This is a genomic window from Bradyrhizobium uaiense, from assembly GCF_010811875.1.
Lineage (GTDB): Bacteria > Pseudomonadota > Alphaproteobacteria > Rhizobiales > Xanthobacteraceae > Bradyrhizobium > Bradyrhizobium uaiense.
Window position 1 is genome coordinate 1 of sequence record NZ_VKHP01001188.1, and the last position, 227, is coordinate 227.

1 pseudogene is annotated in these 227 nt (G+C 65.6%); it reads left to right on the forward strand.

Annotated elements, in window-relative coordinates:
* Positions 1-227, forward strand: a pseudogene (locus tag FNJ47_RS49240) (ABC transporter substrate-binding protein); the annotation flags it as partial.

Consider the following 227-nt stretch of genomic DNA (forward strand, 5'->3'; position numbering starts at 1 on the left):
GACCGGCGACGAAGTGCGCTGGGGCTTCGAACACCTGCAGCTCGATCCAGCGCGGGTCGAAGCGCTCGGCGCCAAGGATCTGTTCCACTCGATCAACGTCACCTGGGACAATCACGAAGGCGACGGCCGCGTGACCTTCCAGCAGTGGGACGGCGGCAAGTGGAAGGTGGTCTCCGGCTGGATCGCGCCGGACTGGGCCTTCCTGCGTCCGATCATCGAGAAGTCGG